Consider the following 18,057-nt stretch of genomic DNA (forward strand, 5'->3'; position numbering starts at 1 on the left):
TCGTATAAGGAGGTGATCCAGCGCCAGGTTCCCCTAGCGCTACCTTGTTACGACTTCACCCCAGTCATGAACCACAAAGTGGTAAGCGTCCCCCCGAAGGTTAAACTACCTACTTCTTTTGCAGCCCACTCCCATGGTGTGACGGGCGGTGTGTACAAGGCCCGGGAACGTATTCACCGTGGCATTCTGATCCACGATTACTAGCGATTCCGACTTCATGGAGTCGAGTTGCAGACTCCAATCCGGACTACGACGCACTTTTTGGGATTCGCTCACTTTCGCAAGTTGGCCGCCCTCTGTATGCGCCATTGTAGCACGTGTGTAGCCCTACTCGTAAGGGCCATGATGACTTGACGTCGTCCCCACCTTCCTCCGGTTTATCACCGGCAGTCTCCCTGGAGTTCCCGACATTACTCGCTGGCAAACAAGGATAAGGGTTGCGCTCGTTGCGGGACTTAACCCAACATTTCACAACACGAGCTGACGACAGCCATGCAGCACCTGTCTCAGAGTTCCCGAAGGCACTCTAGCGTCTCCGCCAGATTCTCTGGATGTCAAGAGTAGGTAAGGTTCTTCGCGTTGCATCGAATTAAACCACATGCTCCACCGCTTGTGCGGGCCCCCGTCAATTCATTTGAGTTTTAATCTTGCGACCGTACTCCCCAGGCGGTCTACTTAACGCGTTAGCTCCGAAAGCCACGGCTCAAGGCCACAACCTCCAAGTAGACATCGTTTACGGCGTGGACTACCAGGGTATCTAATCCTGTTTGCTCCCCACGCTTTCGCATCTGAGTGTCAGTATCTGTCCAGGGGGCCGCCTTCGCCACCGGTATTCCTTCAGATCTCTACGCATTTCACCGCTACACCTGAAATTCTACCCCCCTCTACAGTACTCTAGTCTGCCAGTTTCAAATGCTATTCCGAGGTTGAGCCCCGGGCTTTCACATCTGACTTAACAAACCACCTGCATGCGCTTTACGCCCAGTAATTCCGATTAACGCTCGCACCCTCCGTATTACCGCGGCTGCTGGCACGGAGTTAGCCGGTGCTTCTTCTGTCGCTAACGTCAAATAATGCATCTATTAAACACACTACCTTCCTCACGACTGAAAGTGCTTTACAACCCGAAGGCCTTCTTCACACACGCGGCATGGCTGCATCAGGCTTGCGCCCATTGTGCAATATTCCCCACTGCTGCCTCCCGTAGGAGTCTGGACCGTGTCTCAGTTCCAGTGTGGCTGATCATCCTCTCAGACCAGCTAGGGATCGTCGCCTTGGTGAGCCCTTACCTCACCAACTAGCTAATCCCACCTAGGCATATCCTGACGCGAGAGGCCCGAAGGTCCCCCTCTTTGGCCCGAAGGCATCATGCGGTATTAGCCATCGTTTCCAATGGTTATCCCCCACATCAGGGCAATTTCCTAGGCATTACTCACCCGTCCGCCGCTCGCCGCCCAACAAATCCCCCGAAGGTTCAATGTTGTCGCTGCCGCTCGACTTGCATGTGTTAGGCCTGCCGCCAGCGTTCAATCTGAGCCATGATCAAACTCTTCAATTTAAGATTTTGTCGGCTCAATGAATACTGAACATTACATAAGTAATGTTTGAATTGACTGTGCTCCTTATTGGTTTTTACTTTTGAAAAAGTAAAACAAAACAGCTCAAGGCTGCTTTCCAATTTGGAATGGTCACTTCGTATCATTGAAACCTAATTTGATACCGAGGTATCGAATTGGATTATCATCAACGAGTGCCCACACAGATTGATAGGTCTATATTGTTAAAGAGCTAATCTTCCTTGCGATTCGTATCACTTCGGAAGAGGCGGCCATTCTAGCGAGATAATTTTTTGTGTCAAACACTTTTTTCAAATTATTTTGCTTTTCTTTTTGACCTTGCCAACTTGACTTGGAACCCTTGTGAGCTCTGCCCTGTCGACGAGGTGGCATTATAGAGATCGCGCTCACATTGGCAAGCGTTATTTTTCAAAAAATGCAAAAACAATGGTTAAACGGTGACTTTTCGATCAAACCCTTATTTATCCAACTTTACCCCTAGTAATCGAACAGCTTATCCACAGAGTTATCCTAAAACTAGCCATTTTCATTCGCGTATAAATAAAGAAAGCTGCTTAATAGCAGCTTTCTTTCATTTGGGACTCTATCCCTACATCTATATACCCGAGCCATCTTGCTCAGAACCATCGTCCTCATGAAGGCCACATTCTCGTTTCAATCCAAAGAATCTGGTTTCCTCTTCTGACATTCCTGGCTCCCACTTACGTGTGGTATGAGTATCACCAACAGAGAGGTAACCTTCATCCCATAGCGGATGGTATTTGAGACCATGCTGTTCCAAGTAATAATGAACGTCTTTATTAGTCCAATCTATTACAGGCAAAAACTTAAACACGCCGTTCTGAATAGACAATATAGGTAAACCTGATCGAGATTTACTTTGTTCTCTGCGCAAACCAGAAAACCAAGTACCTACATTCAACTCTTTCAATGCACGACGCATTGGCTCTACTTTATTTATTTTGTTGTACTTCTCAATTCCCTCAACGCCTTGCTCCCATAACTTGCCATAGCGAGCTTCTTGCCAATGAGCACTTTCTTTGGCTTGGTACACTTTGAGGTTGAGGTTGAGTTGTTCCGTTAATTCATCAATAAAGCGATACGTTTCTGCAAACAAATACCCGGTATCCGTGAGGATAATTGGGATATCAGGTTTTTCTTGAGTCACAAGATGAAGCATGACTGCAGCTTGGATACCAAAGCTAGACGAAACCGCGAACTCTCCGTCTAGGTTTTCCAAAGCCCACTTTACACGCTCTTGTGCCGACAGCTGTTCAAGTTCGACATTGATTTGAGCAAGACGGAGAATTTGCTCCGTCTTAGTTAATGTCAGTAACTCTGCCAGCTCCGGTTTGGAAGCCACAGAATCAAGCATAGAAGTCCCTCTTTGATACGAGCACTTCCTGGATAATGCCAGCTCGAATCGTGAAGTCGCCAAACGCTTCTCCGTCTTCACGCTCTTCAGCCCATCGAGCCACCAGCAAATCAATCTCTTCTAAGATCTGCTTATCCGTGATGTTCTCTTTATACATTTTAGGTACTCGGGTACCCGCACGGTTACCACCTAGATGTAAGTTGTAACGACCAGGTGCTTTACCAACCAAACCAATTTCAGCCAACATTGCACGGCCACAGCCATTCGGACAACCAGTCACTCGTAAGATGATGTTGTCATCTTCCGGCAAACCGTGTTTTTCCAGGATGCCTTCCACATCTGTCACGAATTGAGGTAGGAAACGTTCAGCTTCTGCCATCGCAAGCGGACAAGTTGGGAATGCCACACACGCCATTGAGTTTTTACGTTGCTCACTAACGCTATCATCCATTAGGCCATGGTCACGAGCGATCTTCTCGATTACCTCTTTTTGATCAGCAGGCACGCCCGCTACAATCAAGTTTTGGTTGGCTGTCATGCGGAAATCACCTTTATGGATCTTCGCGATTTCAGCAACGCCAGTTTTCAGTGGCTTACCTGGGTAATCTAGTAGTCGGCCATTCTCAATAAATAGCGCTAAATGGAACTTACCATCAATGCCTTCTACCCAACCGATTCTGTCACCACGCTCAGTAAACTCGTATGGGCGGCTTTCTTCAAACTGAATGCCCGCACGTTTTTCTACTTCTGCTTTAAATACATCAGTACCTACGCGATCAAGCGTGTATTTGGTTTTTGCGTTTTTACGGTTTGAACGGTTACCCCAATCGCGTTGAGTCGTTACTACCGCCGCCGCCACATCTAGCGTTTTCTCCAGAGGGATGAAACCAAAGTCGTCAGCTCGACGCGGGTAAGTCGATGTATCACCGTGAGTCATCGCCAGACCACCACCCACAAGTACGTTAAAGCCAACCAGCTTGCCGTTGTCTGCAATCGCTACGAAGTTCAGATCGTTCGCATGCACATCAACGTCATTTTGCGGTGGAATTACGACTGTAGTTTTAAACTTACGTGGTAAGTAAGTTTTACCCAGAATCGGCTCGTCTTCTTCTGTTGATTCGACTTTCTCACCGTCTAGCCAGATTTCTGCATAAGCGCGAGTTTTTGGTAGAAGATGTTCACTGATTTTCTTCGCCCACTCGTACGCTTCCTGATGTAATTCAGATTCTACCGGGTTAGTCGTACACAATACGTTTCGGTTAACGTCACCCGCAGTTGCGATCGAATCAATACCAATGCTGTTCAGCGTTTGGTGCATCAACTTGATGTTTGGCTTCAGCACGCCGTGGAACTGGAACGTTTGACGCGTAGTCAGACGAATACTTCCGTATAGCGAGTGCTCGGTAGCAAACTTATCAATCGCCAACCATTGTGTAGGCGTGATAATACCGCCAGGCATACGTGCACGAAGCATCACGTTATGTAGAGGCTCAAGCTTTTGCTTTGCACGCTCGTTACGGATATCGCGATCATCTTGCTGGTACATGCCGTGGAAGCGAATCAACTGGAAGTTGTCTGCGGTAAAACCGCCAGTAATGCGATCCTGCAGGTCTTGCTCAATCGTGCCGCGTAATAAGTTACTTTCTCTTTTCAGGCGTTCGTTATCAGATAGTGGTCCTAACTCTTCGCCTAATACAACCTGCTTATTATTCTCAGTAGAAAAAGTCATTAGTACACATCCCTCTGATAACGTTTCGCTTTACGTAAGTCATTGATAAATTGTTCTGCATCATTACGAGACAGTTTGCCTTCTTGCTCAGCTACGATGACAAGTGCGTCATGTACATCTTTCGCCATGCGAGTTGCATCACCGCACACGTAGATGTAAGCGCCATCTTGAATCCACTGCCATACTTGAGCTGCGTTTTCCAAGATGCGATGTTGTACGTAAACCTTTTCAACCTGGTCACGGCTAAAGGCAACATCCAAACGACTTAGCGCACCTGACTTAAGGTATTTTTGCCATTCAACTTGGTACAAGAAGTCTTGCGTGAATGTACGGTCACCAAAGAACAACCAGTTTTTGCCCTCTGCATCTCGATTTTCGCGCTCTTGAATAAAGCTACGGAATGGAGCAATACCTGTACCTGGTCCCACCATGATGATCGGCGTATTGTCGTCTTCTGGTAGTTTGAAGTTATTGTTGTGTTCAACAAAGACTTTCACTTCACCACCTTCTTCAAGGCGCTGTGCCAAGAAGCTGGATGCACCACCGAAACGTTTCTCTTCGTTGTGATCGTACTCGACCAAACCAACCGTCAAGTGTACTTCTTGGTCCACTTCAGCCTGGCTTGAAGCAATAGAGTACAGTCTAGGTGTCAAACGACGAAGTAAACCAACCAATTCGTCGGCAGTTAACTTAGTCTTCTTCTCCGCTAGCACGTCGACGATTTGTGTGTTCGCTGCGTATTCACGAAGTTTATCTTTATCTTCGACCAGCTTTTGTAGCTTCTTACTACCAGACAGCTCTGCAAACTTTGTCACCAACTGTGGGTTAGACGTCGTGATTTCGTATTTACTTACTAGAGCGCTATGGATTGAAAGACTCTCACCATCGACTTCTACAGTTTCAACGCCTGATAAACCAACTTTGCCTAGAATCGCGTTAGCAAGTTCAGAGCTGTTTTCATACCACACACCCAGAGCATCACCTGGTTGGTAAGTCAGACCCGAACCATCCAAATCGATCTCGATATGGCGAACGTCTTTGCCTGAATCACGGCCAGTGATCTTTTGACTGGTCAGTAGTGTCGCTGCGTAAGGATTCTGTTTGCTGTATTGGGAATGTGCAGCTGCAGCCTGCCCAACAGGAAGTTGAACTACTTGAGCTTCGCTACCCGAAGAGAGCGTCTCTTTTACTTTCTCAAGTGCAATCTTACGCCACTCTGCTGCAGGCGCATCGTAGTCAACATCACAGTCGATACGATCAATAAAAGGCTTCGCACCCAACTTTGATAGGTAGGTATCAAAATCTTTACCTGTCTGGCAGAAGAACTCATAGCTCGAGTCGCCAAGAGCGATAACACCATACTGCAGGTTAGGCAGCTTAGGCGCTTTCTTCGATTGCAGGAACTCATGCAGCTCGATGGCATTGTCTGGAGCTTCACCTTCGCCATTTGTAGAAGCCACGATAATAACGTGCGTTTCTTTGGCTAAGTTTTTGCCCTTGTAATCGCTGGCATCAAATAGCTCAACCGCAATTCCATTTGCTTTTGCTTCCTGCTCTAAGGCTTCAGCAACACCTTTGGCATTACCGGTTTGAGAAGCAAAAATAATCGTCAGTTTACCTGCTGGCTTTGCTGATACTGCAGCCGCAGCTTGAGCGATTGGTGCCGCCGCTGCACTTGGTTGATGTTGAGCTAAACCCCAAAAGTAGCCACTGACCCAAGCGAGTTGTTGTGAAGACAACTCCGAGACAGTTTGTTGGAGTGAATTAAATTGTTGGTCATTCAGCGGGCTAGCGATTGGTGGATTTCCACCTTGCCCGTTATTATCTTCAGACACATTATTGTGTGAATACTCATTCTTTTGAAAAGACATTATCACGACATCCCTATTCATTGCGTGACGATAGAGTACCCACTCTCCTTAATAACAAGAAAGAATAGAAGTGAATGTTTTATAACTTTTTGGAAGTAAGAACGGCTTACTTTTTGCTCAGCGATCTTCAATGCGGACCTGCTGAAAGCCTACAGCCATTGCCGATTTTGATGCTGCGTCCAAATCTTCATAAAGACATTCTTCACCATGATTGTCTGTCAGAAACACGAATCCACCCCGTGCATGCCTAAACTCTACGACCCAACCACCCTCTTGGATAGACGGTTCGATAATGGCTTCCACAAGCTGGTTTTCACGAAATAGATGTCTTAATTCATTTATTGTCATCGCTATCCCTGCTCCAACTTTTCACATTGATCCTAGGTAAGCATGGTCTAACTGAGGAAAATAGGGAGAAAATTTCGATTACATATAATGAAGAGATATAAAAAAACGTCGCTTATAACGCGACGTCTTAAGGAAAGAGGAGTTAAAACAATTTAAAACGAGTATGCAGCACCCAAGAAGAAGCCATCAGCGAAAATGTATTCTTTACCGAGGCTAGAGGTAAACTGATCCGATTCAAGATCAATCACTCGGTAACCACCGCGAAATGCCAGTTGATTCTCTTGTAAAGGCAGCGTGTATTGAATGCCAGCCATTAGGTCAGTGCTTTTAATTCCTTTACTGTCACCAAAATTCATTTCACCAATCACATCGAAGTTTGTGTTCGGTACCATGATTTCTGCGTAGCCGTACCAAGCCCAAATGAGATCATCAAAATCTTCAGTACGAGTTGACGTGCCTGCATCGATGTACTTAGTGTCGCTTAAATTACTCAAAGTAATCCCAGCATCAAAGTGCAGTAAATCATGCTCTAGAATTTGGTAATAAAGCGTCAAATCGAGCTTATCGAACCCCATGTAATCAGCATCAACACTAGAATAACGCAAGCGCGCATTTGGTACGTACTTGACGTCATGCTCAAGCGCCGCATAGAAAGAGCCGGTAGTACTACTATCTCTTCTTACTTCGTTAACTTTGGTATCTGCAGCCCATACTTCCGCGCCCACCTTTGTGGAAAAAGAAGACTCTGCAAAAATAGGAAAAGAGACTGTCAACGATAGTGCCGTTAAAGCGATGCTCGCTTTATTTGTCATGTAGTGGGTACTCCGAGATAGCTGATATTCAACAATAAGGGTATGAAGGGGAAATATACCATATTCTCATACCCCTCAATCAACTAAATCTCGGAGACCCGCTATTTATAACGAGGTTGGGAAACGAAGTTTTTAAAAAACCAAATACCTAATGCGATAACGATTAGCCAAGGTAATAATTTAAGCACAGCGCCCACCATACCTAGTAAAAACATCACAACCAGAGCAATACCTGCTGCCGCGAATACCGTCATCATCGTGATGCCCGTTACTAATAGCATCGCCGCAAATACTAAAATAAAGATCAGCTCTAACATAATTACTTCTCCATATGTTTTTACTGTACTACAGCAGTTTCCATACCAACTTATAAAAACAGCAACAAGGCTTTGATCTTTAATAAAAAACAAAGCCAGACCGTTGAAACGCGTCTGGCTTTGTATCTGTTAATTGGCGATTATTACCAACCAGTGGTGAATTTTACACATTCAGTTCTTTAGGAATTTTAGCGAGTGCATCTTGCAGCACTTCTAAGCCTGAGCCCGGCTTATGCGCATTTTCACTGATATGACGACGCCACTGACGAGCTCCGGGCATGTTTTGAAATAGCCCCAGCATATGGCGTGTGATATGCCCCAGGTACGCACCTTTTGCAAGTTGCGCTTCTATGTATGGGTACATCTCTTCCACAATCTCACTGCGCTTTTTCACTGCCGTATTCGAGCCAAACAACTCTTGGTCTACAGACGCAAGGATGTATGGACTTTGATATGCCTCGCGACCGATCATCACACCATCAAGATACTGTAGATGTTCTTTTGCTTCTTCTAACGATTTTACGCCACCATTAATTGCGATGGTCAAATGAGAGAAGTCCTTCTTCAATTGATATGCACGTGGGTAATCCAATGGTGGAATTTCACGGTTTTCTTTCGGGCTAAGACCACTTAACCAAGCTTTACGCGCGTGAATGGTGAACTGCTCACAACCACCTTTCTCAGATACGGTAGAAACGAAGTCCGTCAGAAACTCGTAAGAGTCTTGATCATCAATACCGATACGAGTTTTCACTGTAACAGGGATATCAACCACATCTTTCATTGCCGTCACACAATCTGCGACCAGCTGAGGTTCCGCCATTAAACATGCGCCAAAGCGACCATTTTGCACACGGTCAGATGGGCAACCCACGTTCAGGTTGATCTCATCATAGCCACGCTCCTCGGCAAGTTTGGCACACTTGGCTAAATCTGCTGGATTTGAGCCACCCAGTTGAAGCGCTAACGGATGCTCCTCTTCGTTATAAGCAAGGAAATCTCCTTTTCCATGAATGATCGCGCCTGTGGTCACCATTTCAGTGTACAGCAGGGTTTCTTTGGTCATTAAGCGATGGAAGTAGCGACAATGACGATCGGTCCAATCTAACATTGGTGCTACAGAGAGCCTGCAAGAATGAGTCATGATTTCAACACCCGTTTTTATGTTACCAAGGTCGAGCGCAGCAGTACGCTCAAAAAATAAGTCGGGTATTGTATACCTACAACCCAATGGATGCGAGTATTGTCGGCCCATCGAATAAAAGTGTTCGCTAAAACAATTTGACGACCGTTATCTCATTCTGTGATGACCATTACGTATTCATGCGATAACCAATCGGCTTTATTTCATGATTTTCGTAGTGATAGTGGGTAAAATGAAGCATTTCTAAACGAAGTTCGTATAGAAACAATTTATAATAGAGTACGTCCAATAGTTATGGTGAAACGTTTGAACCCAACAATCATTGAACAAGTTGAAAGTATCTGCGCTGAGCGTGGAGTAAGATTGACTCCTCAACGCAGACGTGTGTTTGAACTCATCTGTTCGAATCGCAGCGCATCAAGTGCGTATGAACTATTGGAGCAACTAAAAGAGAGTGAGCCACAGGCTAAACCTCCAACAGTTTACCGGGCACTAGATTTTCTCCTGGAACAAGGCTTTATCCACCGGGTGGAATCAACCAATAGCTTTATAACTTGTTGTTCTTTCAATACTCAGCAGCACTTTTTTCAATTATTAATATGTGATAAATGTGGTGCTGTCGTAGAACTCGAAGACGACACTTTGATGGCCTTGTTAGCTAAGAATGCCGAGAAGCATGGATTCAAACTAACCAATCAAGTCATCGAAACGCATGGTGAATGCCAGGCATGTTCCTCCGAAAAGAAAGAAAAAGTATAGAAGAACAATATGCGTGCTGAATTTGTAAACCCGTTTTTAGCCTCTTTAATGAATGTGCTAAAAACCATGGCTTCGCTGGATCTGAAACCACAAAAGCCTCGAATAAAGAAAGATGAAGTCGCACGGGGTGATGTTTCTGGTCTGATTGGCATGATTGGCCCACAAACTCGTGGCTCGATGTCGATTACCTTTGATGAAGCGCTAGCACTTGAAATCATGCAAAACATGCTTGGTGAGCGCCCAAACGGACTCAATGAAGAAGTCACCGACATGGTCGGTGAAATCACCAACATGGTAACAGGCGGCGCGAAGCGCATTCTGGCCGATAGCGGATTTGACTTTGATATGGCGACGCCTGTGGTCGTTTCAGGCCGAGGCCATACGATTCGACACAAGTGTGAAGGCTCAATCATCATCATGCCTTTCTCATCCCAATGGGGAAATGCCTTTATCGAGATTTGTTTCGAATAGAATGTCTAACGGTTGATGTTCACAAGTCAACTCAGTTCAAGAGATATAAAAAAGGTCAGCCGTTGCTGACCTTTTCGTTTCCTAATCACACATTATGCTTTGAATGCTTTGAATGCTTTGAATGCGTTGATCAGACCATTAGTAGAGCTGTCGTGAGAACTGATTTGAGACTCATCAGCCAGCTCAGGCAGGATTTGGTTTGCTAGTTGTTTACCTAGCTCAACACCCCACTGGTCAAAGCTGAAGATGTTCCAGATGACGCCTTGTACGAAGATCTTGTGTTCGTACATCGCGATCAGGTTACCTAGCGTACGAGGTGTGATTTGCTTAACTAAGATTGAGTTAGTTGGGCGGTTACCTTCAAACACTTTGAATGGTGCAATTGCCGCTACTTCTTCTACATTTTTACCAGATAATACCAACTCTTCTTTTACTGTCTCTACACACTTACCAAAAGCAAGCGCTTCTGTTTGAGCAAAGAAGTTCGACATCAGTTTCTGATGATGATCGCTCGCAGGGTTGTGGCTGATTGCAGGTGCAATGAAGTCACATGGGATCAGCTTAGTGCCTTGGTGGATTAGCTGATAGAACGCGTGCTGACCATTAGTACCAGGTTCGCCCCAGATGATTGGGCCAGTTTGGTAAGTCACTGCATTACCATCACGGTCAACGTACTTACCATTTGATTCCATGTTACCTTGCTGGAAGTACGCTGCGAAACGGTGCATGTACTGGTCGTAAGGTAAGATAGCTTCAGACTCTGCACCGTGGAAGTTGTTGTACCAGATACCGATTAGCGCAAGGATAACAGGGATGTTGCTTTCAAGGTCTGTTGATACAAAGTGCTTATCCATCTCGTGAGCACCGTCAAGCAGCTCAACGAAGTTGTCAAAGCCAACCGCCAATGCGATTGAAAGACCGATTGCAGACCATAGAGAGTAACGACCACCGACCCAGTCCCAGAATTCGAACATGTTATCTGTATCGATACCGAACTCAGAAACAGCAGAAGCATTAGTTGAAAGCGCTGCGAAATGCTTAGCAACGTGTGCTTGGTCGCCAGCAGTCTCAAGGAACCAATCACGAGCAGAGTGCGCGTTAGTCATCGTTTCTTGAGTGGTGAACGTCTTAGAAGCGATCAGGAATAGCGTCGTTTCTGGATTCACTTTCTTCAATGTTTCAACGATATGAGTACCATCAACGTTAGACACAAAGTGAAGGTTTAGATGGTTTTTGTATGGCGCCAGTGCTTCAGTCACCATGTAAGGACCCAGATCAGAACCGCCGATACCGATGTTTACGATATCTGTAATTGCTTTACCTGTGTAACCTTTCCATTCACCGCCGATTACGCGCTCAGTGAAAGACTTAATTTTTTCCAGAACGGCATTCACAGCAGGCATTACGTCTTCGCCATCAACCATTACAGGTGTGTTAGTGCGGTTACGTAGTGCAGTGTGAAGAACAGCGCGACCTTCTGTTTGGTTGATCGCTTCACCACTGAACATCGCTTCAATTGCAGATTTCAGCTCAGTCTCTTTAGCAAGAGAGAACAGGTGCTTCAGAGTTTCCTCGTTAATGAGGTTCTTTGAGTAGTCGACTAGGATATCTGAGCCGAAACGTGCAGAGTATTTGTCAAAACGAGCTGCGTCTTGAGCAAATAGCTCTTTAAGATCCATATCTTGTGCAGATTCGAAATGCGCCGTTAACGCTTTCCAAGCTTGTGTTTGCGTTGGATTGATATTTTTCAACATGGTCTTTATCCCGATGTTACAGTAGGTTCCATTCCTTACAGTCTAGCGAAAACTGTGGAATCCCCGATTTAGCAATAAGAATTTAAATTGAGATGTTTGGGCGTTTTGCCACAAAACAAGTCTTTGTAATTTTTTTTCAGGCAACAATTATGAACGAGAGCTTTTACCCTCACATTGAGTTAGGTCACGTTCGCCGTCCTGAATTTGAACAATTCATTCATAGGTATAGAATAATATCATCAACTAATGACAGGCTCTAATTGGATTAGAATAGACGCCAAATTAGAAATGTCCAAAGGAACACTTATGTGGACACAAAAAACACTACAATTACAAGCAAGAAATCGTGGTTTTCACCTGATTACTGATGAAATTGAACAACAATTACCGCAAATTAGCTCTCTTTCGGTAGGTTTGTTACACCTATTTATTCAGCATACCTCCGCCAGTCTCACCTTGAATGAGAATGCCGATCCGACCGTTCGCATGGATATGGAGGCGCATTTTAATAAGTATGTTCCCGAGCGTGCGCCCTATTATCAGCATACCTATGAAGGGGATGACGATATGCCAGCGCACATTAAAGCATCACTACTTGGCAGCAGTGTGACGATACCGATTCAGAATGGTCGCCTAGCGTTAGGCACGTGGCAGGGTATTTACTTAGGTGAACACCGCGACTTTGGTGGTAGCCGTCGCCTCATCGCAACGATAAATGGCGAGTAAATAAAAAAGGCTAACCACAAGAAGGTTAGCCTTTATCGTTTACTTGTTGTATTCCATTTCAACGCGCGGCGTAAGTTTGGTTACTAACTCATACGCGATAGTGCCAATGTGGCTCGCGACTTCTTCTACAGGTAACTCCTTACCCCAAAGAATCGCTTCATCACTGACTTTATCTGTGGCGTCAGGGCCAAGATCTACGGTCAGCATATCCATCGATACCCGACCTGCGATTGGTACTTTACGTCCGTTGACCCATACCGGTGTACCATTTGGCGCACTTCTTGGGTAGCCATCACCATAGCCAACCGCAATCACACCGATTTTAGTGTCTCGTTCACTGGTCCAGATACCGCCATAACCCACGCTCTCACCTTTTTTCACTTCACGAACCGCGATCAGGTGAGACTTAAGGGTCATAACAGGCTCGTAGCCTAACTCTTGCGCCGTATTATCACTAAACGGAGACACGCCATACATAATGATACCTGGTCGAACCCAATCGAGCTGACTTTGTGGCCACGCCAGTAACCCTGCCGATGCCGCAAGCGAGCGTTCACCATGACAGCCTGCCGTCAATGACAGAAACAGCTCTATCTGTTGCGGTGTGATATTGCTATTCAATTCGTCCGCACAACCGAAGTGACTCATGTAGCGCAGCGGTTTAGCCACATTCGGGCAATCTTTAAGACGCGCAACCAATTCATCATATTGTTCTGGACGCACGCCCAGACGATGCATTCCGCTATCAATTTTGAGCCAGACCACCACAGGAGTTTCTAGTTCAGCTTGCTCAAGCGCAACCAACTGCTCTTCGCAGTGCACGACAGTCTGGATGTTATTAGTCACCAAAACAGGTAAATCACCAGGCGAATAAAAACCTTCTAACAGCAAGATCGGCTTCACCACACCACAAGCTCGTAGTTGCAGAGCTTCTTCGATACGCGCAACACCAAAGGCATCAGCATCCTCAGCGTGTTTTGCAACGTGACGCAGACCATGGCCATAACCATTGGCTTTTACGACAGCCATCACTTTACTGTCAGGCGCTTGAGCTTTGACTCGACGTAAATTGTGTTGCAACGCAGACAGATCAATGCACGCCTTCGCGGCTTTCATGTAGCTCATTATATTACTCATCATCAATGTCGAATGCTGGACCCGCGTAATTGTCAAAGCGCGAATGCTGGCCTTGGAATGTCAAACGTACCGAACCGATCGGACCGTTACGCTGCTTACCGATAATAATTTCTGCCGTGCCTTTATATGCGCTGTCTGGGTGATAAACCTCGTCACGGTAGATAAACATGATCAAGTCCGCATCCTGCTCGATAGAGCCCGATTCACGCAAGTCCGAGTTTACCGGGCGTTTATCCGCACGCTGCTCCAAAGAACGGTTTAGCTGTGATAGCGCCACGACGGGAACATTTAACTCTTTGGCTAGTGCTTTTAACGAGCGAGAGATCTCAGCGATTTCCAGCGTACGGTTATCCGTTAATGAAGGAACACGCATCAACTGAAGGTAGTCGACCATGATCATCGATAATCCACCATGTTCGCGTGCAACACGACGAGCACGGGAACGTACTTCAGTTGGCGTCAGACCTGAGCTGTCATCAATGTACATGTTTTTCTTCTGCATCAGGATACCCATGGTAGAAGAAATACGCGCCCAGTCTTCATCATCTAATTGACCCGTACGAATTTTGGTTTGGTCAACACGCGACAAGGAAGCCAACATACGCATCATCAACTGTTCTGCAGGCATCTCTAACGAAAAAATCAGCACCGGCTTATCTTGCTGCATCGCGGCGTTTTCACACAGGTTCATCGCAAAGGTGGTTTTACCCATCGATGGACGCGCCGCCACGATAACTAAATCAGAACCTTGCAGACCCGCGGTCTTCTTGTTGAGGTCAGTAAACCCGGTATCCACACCTGTCACACCGTCTTGCGGCGTTTTGTATAACAGCTCAATTCGCTCGAGTGTTTTTTCCAGAATATTGTCTACGTTTTGTGGACCTTCATTTTCACTGGTACGTGACTCCGCAATCGCGAACACTTTACTCTCAGCCAAGTCGATCAGGTCTTCAGAACTGCGACCCTGAGGATCGTAACCAGCATCGGCAATCTCGTTAGCAACGCCAATCAAACCACGCACGATCGCTCGCTCAGCCACGATGTCCGCATAAGCGTTAATGTTGGCTGCACTCGGTGTATTTTTTGCCAAATCGGCTAAGTAAGCAAAACCACCCACATCTTCTAATTGCTCGTGACGTTCGAGGTATTCCGACAAGGTGATAAGGTCGAGCGGTTTCCCCGCTTCGAGAATGGTTTTCACACCTTCAAAAATCAAACGGTGTGGACGGCTATAGAAATCGCTGGCGACAACACGCTCAGCAACGGTATCCCAACGTTCATTGTCCAGTAAGAGACCACCAATCACTGATTGTTCAGCTTCCAGTGAATGAGGTGGCACTTTGATTGCGTCGACCTGAATGTCTGAAGGTTTGCGATTTCTGTTTTCCGCCATGACTTTGCTCAATAACTACGAATGACCCAAGATTATAACCTTAACCTCACTGAGATGCTTCACTGAAGAGAAAATTACTTGTTAAGAATCAGAACGCAGACGAAAGACAAAAATTTTATTATCAGGCTATCCTGATAATTCGGGGAATAAGATAACCCCCTACTTTATCGCACTTTTTTAAGCATATTTTCGCATTAATATCGGTCATTTTATTGGCGAAGTTAATCCAACTGGCTCTAATAAAATTTAACCTACCATTGACCAAAGCGAGCAACTGTATCAGTATCATGCACCTCCTATTAATGACGTTCGAGGTTTATGTGTCCCGATACTGGTTACTAAGCATGAGCATACTGTGCATGGGAGCATCGTACGCTGATGAATCAGTACAACCAGAGCAAGACATTGATGTGCCTGATCCACTACAAACAGAAGTAGAATTTGGCTATCAAGCTCACACAGGTAACACGGACTCTCGTTCCCTGAATGCTCGTTTGAGTGCTGAATATATATCTGGCCGACATCGTTCATATGGTGAGTGGAAATTCTACAACCTATATAAAGACGGTGAAGAAGATAAACGTTCTTCTACTTACGCAATGCAGAGCGACTACAAATTAGGTCCTAAAACCTATTTGTATAGCAGCTTTAAAGGCGTAGATTCACGCTACAGCGCTTACTTTAAAGATTACACCCTTTCTGGCGGTCTGGGTTACCAGTTCGCTTACACAGAAGATTTCGTTTTAGAAGTCGAGGTTGGTCCTGGTTATCGTTACCAAGAGCCTAACTTAGATGAGATAGACGACGATGATATTGTTTTTCCGGACATCGTCCGTGAAGGCATTTTTCGTGGCAACCTCAACACTACATGGCACGTGTTGGACAATTTAAGTCTGGCGGCAGATATTACGCTGGTTTCAGGACAGAGCAACACCAGTATGGATAGCGAACTGAGTGCCACCAATGCCATCACTGAAGACATTGCATTGAAACTGACCCATTCTCGTCAGTACCACGACAAAGTACCGGAAGGGTTAAGCAAAGCAGACAGTGTTTTCTCTGTGAACCTGCTTTTTGTTTTCTAATCTCACTAAAACTCTTCTTTGAAATTCAGCCATAAAAAAAGCACCTCCGAAGAGGTGCTTTTTATATTTCGTCTTGATACTGAATTACTCAGCAGCAACAACTTGTACGTTCACAGTTGCGAAAACTTCAGAGTGAAGTTGAACGCTGATCTCGAACTCACCAGTTGTACGTAGAGCACCTTCAGGAAGGCGAACTTCGCTCTTAGCAACTTCAACGCCTGCAGCTGTGATAGCGTCAGCGATGTCACGAGTACCGATAGAACCGAATAGTTTGCCTTCGTCACCAGCTTTAGAAGCGATAACAACTGCTTCTAGAGCGTTAACTTTCTCAGCGCGAGCTTCTGCAGCAGTTAGTTGCTCAGCAACTTTAGCTTCTAGTTCAGCACGACGTGCTTCGAACATTTCAACGTTGCCTTTAGTAGCCATAACTGCTTTACCCTGAGGGATAAGGAAGTTACGAGCGTAACCAGATTTAACGTTAACTGTATCGCCAAGACCACCTAGGTTACCGATTTTATCAAGTAGAATAACTTGCATTGCTTAATCCTCTTTCTTAATAAACGGAACCGATTACTGATGCTTGTCAGTGTACGGTAGTAGAGCTAGGTAGCGTGAACGCTTGATAGCACGTGCTAGTTGACGCTGGTACTTAGCGCTTGTACCAGTGATACGGCTAGGTACGATTTTACCAGCTTCAGTGATGTAGTTTTTAAGAGTTGCTACGTCTTTGTAATCAATCTCTTGTACGCCTTCTGCAGTGAAACGGCAGAATTTACGACGACGGAAGAAACGAGCCATGGGCTATCTCCTGATCTTAAATTTGAGTAATATTGTCGGCATGTAACACTAATTTCCCAACGCCATTTCGGCCGGTCTGATAAGCAACAAATCCACTTACCTTAATGTTACTACCTTGTACTAAATTCTGAGTTTGTGTTTGTGACCTAAGCCCGCTGATCACTACCGGCATACGACAATAAACTTGTCTCGGTAAATCAGCTTCGATAATAGTAGAGCGATGCTCCAGCCAAAATCGACAGTGTTCAATCCCACCAGGGCTTTTACTACGAATGGGCGGTTTGGCAATGGTGCCACTCAGCTCCATTCGGTTGGTCATAACAAGACTTACTCAGCAGCTTCTGATTTAGCTTCAGGCTTAGCTTCAGAACGCTCTTCACGACGTGGAGCACGCTCTTCTCTTTGCTTAAGCATGATAGATTGCTCAGTGATCGCTGCTTTAGTACGCATGATCATGTTACGTAGAACTGCATCGTTGAAACGGAAAGCAGTTTCTAGCTCATCAATTACAGCTTGGTCAGCTTCAACGTTCATTAGAACGTAGTGAGCTTTGTGAAGCTTGTTGATTGGGTAAGCCAGTTGACGACGACCCCAGTCTTCTAGACGGTGGATTTTACCGCCAGCTTCAGTGATAGAACCAGTGTAACGCTCGATCATGCCAGCAACTTGCTCGCTTTGATCTGGGTGCACCATGAATACGATTTCGTAATGACGCATGGGTTGCTCCTTACGGATTATTCAGCTTCCACAATTGGCTCAGT

Annotated in this window: 18 protein-coding genes and 1 rRNA gene; 4 read left to right on the top strand and 15 right to left on the bottom strand. The window is 45.6% G+C overall.

Annotated features, from left to right (window positions below):
• Window positions 1-5: 5 nt before the first annotated feature.
• The 8 genes from WJM94_RS22485 to dusA form a co-directional block, all read right to left on the bottom strand.
• Window positions 6-1,558: ribosomal RNA gene (locus tag WJM94_RS22485) — 16S ribosomal RNA — on the bottom strand.
• A 614-nt stretch (window positions 1,559-2,172) separates the two neighbouring features.
• Entirely contained in the window at window positions 2,173-2,952 is a 780-nt protein-coding gene (locus WJM94_RS22490; protein WP_444496402.1) for a phosphoadenylyl-sulfate reductase, read from the bottom strand.
• A complete protein-coding gene (gene cysI, locus WJM94_RS22495) occupies window positions 2,945-4,681 on the bottom strand; it encodes an assimilatory sulfite reductase (NADPH) hemoprotein subunit (RefSeq protein ID WP_444496403.1) in 1,737 nt (578 codons plus the stop codon). Before cysI ends, WJM94_RS22490 begins: the two co-directional genes overlap by 8 nt.
• Window positions 4,681-6,552, bottom strand: a complete 1,872-nt coding sequence (locus WJM94_RS22500) for an assimilatory sulfite reductase (NADPH) flavoprotein subunit (RefSeq protein WP_444496404.1) — start codon at window positions 6,550-6,552, stop codon at window positions 4,681-4,683. The genes cysI and WJM94_RS22500 overlap by 1 nt, the downstream gene beginning before the upstream one ends.
• A gap of 117 nt (window positions 6,553-6,669) precedes the next feature.
• The gene (locus WJM94_RS22505; RefSeq protein WP_014233130.1) at window positions 6,670-6,900 is read right to left on the bottom strand and encodes a hypothetical protein; all 231 of its coding nucleotides are present in this window, start codon (window positions 6,898-6,900) and stop codon (window positions 6,670-6,672) included.
• A 152-nt stretch (window positions 6,901-7,052) separates the two neighbouring features.
• Window positions 7,053-7,712: a TIGR04219 family outer membrane beta-barrel protein gene (locus tag WJM94_RS22510; RefSeq protein ID WP_444496405.1), complete on the bottom strand. Its 660-nt coding sequence runs from the start codon at window positions 7,710-7,712 to the stop codon at window positions 7,053-7,055.
• 101 nt (window positions 7,713-7,813) lie between these two features.
• A complete protein-coding gene (gene pspG / locus WJM94_RS22515; RefSeq protein WP_444496406.1) occupies window positions 7,814-8,029 on the bottom strand; it encodes an envelope stress response protein PspG in 216 nt (71 codons plus the stop codon).
• A 163-nt stretch (window positions 8,030-8,192) separates the two neighbouring features.
• A complete protein-coding gene (dusA, locus tag WJM94_RS22520; RefSeq protein WP_444496407.1) occupies window positions 8,193-9,173 on the bottom strand; it encodes a tRNA dihydrouridine(20/20a) synthase DusA in 981 nt (326 codons plus the stop codon).
• Window positions 9,174-9,467: 294 nt separating this feature from the next.
• On the opposite strand from dusA, the gene zur reads away from it, so the two are divergent.
• The gene (zur, locus tag WJM94_RS22525; protein ID WP_444496408.1) at window positions 9,468-9,932 is read left to right on the top strand and encodes a zinc uptake transcriptional repressor Zur; all 465 of its coding nucleotides are present in this window, start codon (window positions 9,468-9,470) and stop codon (window positions 9,930-9,932) included.
• Between the two features lie 9 nt (window positions 9,933-9,941).
• Window positions 9,942-10,403: a chemotaxis protein CheX gene (locus WJM94_RS22530; RefSeq protein ID WP_444496409.1), complete on the top strand. Its 462-nt coding sequence runs from the start codon at window positions 9,942-9,944 to the stop codon at window positions 10,401-10,403.
• A 92-nt stretch (window positions 10,404-10,495) separates the two neighbouring features.
• On the opposite strand, the gene pgi is transcribed toward WJM94_RS22530, so the two are convergent.
• Window positions 10,496-12,157: a glucose-6-phosphate isomerase gene (gene pgi, locus WJM94_RS22535; RefSeq protein ID WP_444496410.1), complete on the bottom strand. Its 1,662-nt coding sequence runs from the start codon at window positions 12,155-12,157 to the stop codon at window positions 10,496-10,498.
• A gap of 306 nt (window positions 12,158-12,463) precedes the next feature.
• Here pgi and WJM94_RS22540 point away from each other — a divergent pair, with 306 nt between their 5' ends.
• On the top strand, window positions 12,464-12,883 hold the full coding sequence (locus WJM94_RS22540) for a secondary thiamine-phosphate synthase enzyme YjbQ (protein WP_444496411.1): 420 nt from the start codon (window positions 12,464-12,466) through the stop codon (window positions 12,881-12,883).
• Between the two features lie 39 nt (window positions 12,884-12,922).
• On the opposite strand, the gene alr is transcribed toward WJM94_RS22540, so the two are convergent.
• Both alr and WJM94_RS22550 read right to left on the bottom strand, forming a co-directional pair.
• Complete coding sequence (alr, locus tag WJM94_RS22545; protein WP_444496443.1) at window positions 12,923-13,999, bottom strand: alanine racemase; 1,077 nt, start codon at window positions 13,997-13,999, stop codon at window positions 12,923-12,925.
• A gap of 13 nt (window positions 14,000-14,012) precedes the next feature.
• Window positions 14,013-15,413 carry a replicative DNA helicase gene (locus WJM94_RS22550; RefSeq protein ID WP_444496412.1) on the bottom strand — a complete coding sequence of 467 codons (1,401 nt, stop codon included), beginning with the start codon at window positions 15,411-15,413 and terminating at the stop codon, window positions 14,013-14,015.
• Window positions 15,414-15,733: 320 nt separating this feature from the next.
• On the opposite strand from WJM94_RS22550, the gene WJM94_RS22555 reads away from it, so the two are divergent.
• Window positions 15,734-16,498: a DUF481 domain-containing protein gene (locus WJM94_RS22555; protein ID WP_444496444.1), complete on the top strand. Its 765-nt coding sequence runs from the start codon at window positions 15,734-15,736 to the stop codon at window positions 16,496-16,498.
• Window positions 16,499-16,582: 84 nt separating this feature from the next.
• Here the strand turns inward: WJM94_RS22555 and rplI are convergent, their stop codons facing one another.
• Genes rplI through rpsF form a run of 4 tightly spaced genes read right to left on the bottom strand, consistent with a single transcriptional unit; the run spans window position 16,583 to window position 18,013 of the window.
• Window positions 16,583-17,035, bottom strand: a complete 453-nt coding sequence (rplI, locus tag WJM94_RS22560; RefSeq protein WP_444496413.1) for a 50S ribosomal protein L9 — start codon at window positions 17,033-17,035, stop codon at window positions 16,583-16,585.
• A gap of 33 nt (window positions 17,036-17,068) precedes the next feature.
• Window positions 17,069-17,296: a 30S ribosomal protein S18 gene (rpsR, locus tag WJM94_RS22565; protein ID WP_000090472.1), complete on the bottom strand. Its 228-nt coding sequence runs from the start codon at window positions 17,294-17,296 to the stop codon at window positions 17,069-17,071.
• A gap of 16 nt (window positions 17,297-17,312) precedes the next feature.
• A complete protein-coding gene (gene priB, locus WJM94_RS22570) occupies window positions 17,313-17,615 on the bottom strand; it encodes a primosomal replication protein N (RefSeq protein WP_444496414.1) in 303 nt (100 codons plus the stop codon).
• An 8-nt stretch (window positions 17,616-17,623) separates the two neighbouring features.
• Window positions 17,624-18,013: a 30S ribosomal protein S6 gene (rpsF, locus tag WJM94_RS22575; protein WP_444496415.1), complete on the bottom strand. Its 390-nt coding sequence runs from the start codon at window positions 18,011-18,013 to the stop codon at window positions 17,624-17,626.
• Window positions 18,014-18,057 lie beyond the last annotated feature (44 nt).

The organism is Vibrio sp. YIC-376, assembly GCF_052353105.1.
Lineage (GTDB): Bacteria > Pseudomonadota > Gammaproteobacteria > Enterobacterales > Vibrionaceae > Vibrio.